Raw genomic sequence first — 4,029 nt, 5'->3', positions numbered from 1 at the left:
TTTTCTCTATTCAGTTGTAAAAAATAATAGAATAGAATTGAGTTCTAATATGCCTTATTTTGATATTGATGAGTTAAACTTGCAAAAAAACCGCTATACAGAGTGTGTAATCTCGCTTAGAATTATTGAAAGTATATTTCCTGGCGGTGTCGCGGATTTTTCGATGTTTACTAACTGCACAGATATTTACCTTCTTGAATGCGAAGTCAAAAAAATTGTGGCTTGGCCTCCAAATATCAAAAAAATTAAATTATCTGATTGTAAAAATCTCCGTTCCATTCCTGTAGAAGGCACTCATTACCAATTTCTTGAAGAAATCTTTTTTTCGGGAATTAGTTTGGAGGATTGGAATATTGATTTTGCTCCATATTACAAATTGAGAAAGATAACTATTTACGGCCCTCAACCAAAAATTTCATCAGTTGCTCCCTTTACTATGATTCCCCAAAAGTGGACTCTGTGCTTTTTGCTGGGAGAATTAAATTTAGCATATTTGGATGATTTACGCGATATTCCCATCGAATTTTCTTACATGTCTGATATTCAAATTTCAATTTGCGATTGCCGCCATTTTCCCAATCTTTCCTACCTTCCGATAGATTTTTGGGATGTCACCGAGGTATATAATTATTCAGACGATATGGGTGAATTCACGGATAAATTTCATCCTCGTTATTATAAAAATCGAGAACTATATGAAAAATATTCAAAAACTCCTTTAATAGAGCGCGAACCGATTTCTCTGGATGAAATACATTGGACTCGGGGACGAGTTAAATATATCGAATATGTCGAGTCCATAATCCCCCGAATTCAAGAACGTAGCTTACAAGAAGCATTAATTAATTATGTTCGATTTTGCAGGCCAAGAATTACATTAAAAAACGATTTTGAAATTTTTCTTTAATCCTCCTACATAACCTACATAAAAAAACTTATTCGCACAATTAAATCAATGCTTTGGTTTTTGTATAAATTTTCTTCTATTTTGAAAGTTTTTCCATATATTATGTCGAAAATTGTCGAGGAATACATTACTCTGCATACAAATTTGATTTTTCCCCCATTAATATTAAATAGCTGGAATTTTCTTAACTAATCAAAGATGGTTTTGCGGGAATACATTCTTCATGAAACCTCCGCGATGATGGAATTTTCCTCGAAAAAAATCGCGAATTTTTCACCAATTTCTTTCCAACTTGAAAAAAGTTTAAAGGGAAAAACAAAAAAAAAGAGTTTAAAAACTTATCCGCAGTCTTGTCCTTACTGTAAAAAACAGAATTTGAAAGGAAAGAAGGCATTACAACAGCACATTCAAGCAAAACACCCACATCTTAGTAGAAAAAGGAAGAAAATTAAAGAACTTAAAGATACTGAAGAATTATTGTTTCCTGAACTTGAAATATTAACAAATCAATGTCCAATCTGTCACGCAAAGTTTAACTCAGTAGATCAAACATATAATCATTTTCAAGGAACTCATCATCAAAACACCGCCATGCTGGATGAAAACTTATCATCTCAATTTCAGGCTGTAAAGCAAATTTCTGAACTTTTCTCGATAATCATGATGCCACTTCCAATAATGTTTCGAGGTAAATCGGATAATTGGATTTTAAATTATCTAATTTCCATGCAGACAGGATTGATTACTCGCGATAAATACTTTGCTAAAAAGGCAATGCTATGGATTTCACCAGTTTTTCTCCTTTGGAAGAATACAATTATAAAGTTATCATAACTGATGAATTTTTAGAAATATAAAAACTTATTCGCGCTAATTTTCTAAAGAACTTCAGATTTTTTTCACTATATATATTTGTGATAACATTGATAATTTAATAAACAAAAAACTATTTTTGAGGTTTTTTTTGCAAAGATTTTTATTAGTGATTAGGTCTATGTTGATTTTAGTGATCATTATGAGTGAAAACACAAATCAGAAAATTGGATATTTTGGTCTACTTGCATTAGGTCTTACAACTGTAATTGGGTCCGGTGTATGGGGAGATCCCTTCTCTTGGGTAGATAAAGCAGGCTTTTTTGGAATAATTCCAGTAATTATTAGTTGGTTACTGTTTTTTACTGCAGGTTTATCATATGCTGAAGTTGTTGGTATGTTCCCAAACAGTGGAGGGCCTTATTCTTATGTAAGTGGAGCAATTAATAAGAAATGGGGAAGTGTCCTTGGGATTCTATACTATTTGGGCAATTTAATAATTGGGGTAATATTAGCCTTTGTTTCTATTGCATCATTCTTTGGAACAATTAGTTTAAATAATTCTACACTTCTTATTGTTTTTACTGCTTTGCTTGTAATAATCTTATCTTTTGTTGTTGAATTATTTCCTTTAAAGATAATTGGTTGGATTGCTTCAATATGGGTGGCAATTAAAATTATTCTATTATTAAGTGTTTTTATATTCTTTATCATTAAAGGTGATAATTCGAATTTAACAATGACAACTCCAACATTTGATGAAATTAAATTAGTTGGAAATGGTTCATTATGGGCTTTAATGGGATTTGAGGTTATTTTGGTACTAAGTGGAGATTTATCCCATAAATCTGATGATGAAGATTCAAAGAAAAGGTTACCCAGAGGCATTCTTATAGTTTTAGGAATAATTTTATTTGTTTACTTGATTGTTATTATTGGAGTTAGCTTTATTCTCGGAAAAGGAGCACTATCTGCATCTGGCCTTGGAGCATTTGAATACGCAGCACTTCAAACAGGTATTTCAACAACATTGCTTTATGCTTTTAAGACATTTTCGTCTTTGGGAACAGCTTTTGCGATATTCTTCATTTTAATATATATTCTGAAAGTACTCGCAAAAGGTAATAGTCTTCCAAGTGTATTTTCAAAAACCAAAAAAGGAATGTACATAAATAATGCAATTCTTACAGCAATATTATCTGGAATACTCGCTATTGTTATGACAATATTGATTCCGAGCACAAGTGGGGCTGTTATTGGGATCTTTTCATATGTTGGAATTGCCTTCATTCTTTTATCTGCTATGATTCCTGCTGGAATTATTGCGTTATATTTGCGGGTTAAAATGCCTATATTAGAACGACCATTTAAAACACCCATATATTATATTGTATTCCCACTTTCAATTATTTTGGGGTTGTATCTGTTCACATTAAATTTGTTAGCATTAATTGGAGCACTTTAATAACTTAAGAACGAAATTATTGATGTTCTTTTTTTGAACTCTTAATCTTTTATTTTTTTTAAACTCTTTTTTTAAATTTTCATATAGATTTATTTTTTCTAATGATCTTTTTTTTTTTTAAAATTGGAATTTTTTCCTTAATATATTTTTTATTTTAGAAATTTGTTAGGAATAATTCTAAGTACAAACTTCAAAAACTTTCACGATATATTTAATATATTTGATATTTGTGAATACTGACTCCTCTACTAACAAATTACAAACATGTAGGAGAATTCCGATATTGTATTATTTAGAACATACATTAATGATTGAAAATTATTATTGCAAGTTGATTAATCAGGTTGATATATAGATGCAAACATATAAAATTGCCATTGTAGGTGATGGTGGCGTAGGGAAATCATCTTTATTAGATGCAAAGAAATCGAGGAATTTTATTTCAGATAAAGCAATTACAATCGGAGTCGATTTTGATTTCATTCCCATCGAAAAATCAAAACCAGAAGATGGAAAAGCACAATTTTTGGTAATGGACCTCGGAGGACAGGCGCGATTTCATTTTGTTCATGATTTGTATATACAAGGAATTAAAGGTGCAATAGTATTATTCGATGTTTCCCGATTTAAAACATTTCAAAATCTCAAAAAATGGATTTCATTAATTACCAAGGAAAATTCACAAATTCCAATATTATTAATTGGAAATAAATGTGATTTAATTGAGTGTATTTTAAGATCTTAGAATTATAAGTTTTTTCGCTTTTTTGCCAATTCAGCCTCCCACTTCCGCCGCCTATCCCAAAAAGTTTTTTGTCGGTCATTTAAGCCCGGGAGAAGGAGA

The 4,029-nt window shown here is 30.8% G+C and carries 4 protein-coding genes; all 4 read left to right on the top strand.

What is annotated here, in order from left to right; all coding sequences use genetic code 11:
- A partial coding sequence (locus tag ACXLDF_RS00035) for a hypothetical protein (RefSeq protein ID WP_457556430.1) occupies nucleotides 1–907 on the top strand: 907 nt, incomplete at its 5' end.
- Nucleotides 908–1,105: 198 nt separating this feature from the next.
- Entirely contained in the window at nucleotides 1,106–1,741 is a 636-nt protein-coding gene (locus ACXLDF_RS00030; protein ID WP_457556429.1) for a hypothetical protein, read from the top strand.
- Nucleotides 1,742–1,922: 181 nt separating this feature from the next.
- A complete protein-coding gene (locus tag ACXLDF_RS00025) occupies nucleotides 1,923–3,185 on the top strand; it encodes an APC family permease (protein WP_457556428.1) in 1,263 nt (420 codons plus the stop codon).
- Nucleotides 3,186–3,540: 355 nt separating this feature from the next.
- Entirely contained in the window at nucleotides 3,541–3,930 is a 390-nt protein-coding gene (locus ACXLDF_RS00020) for a GTP-binding protein (protein WP_457556427.1), read from the top strand.
- Nucleotides 3,931–4,029 lie beyond the last annotated feature (99 nt).

The organism is Candidatus Harpocratesius sp. (genome assembly GCF_054039255.1).
Note: the sequence above shows the minus strand (reverse complement) of the source record. Positions and strands in the feature narration are given on the sequence as shown.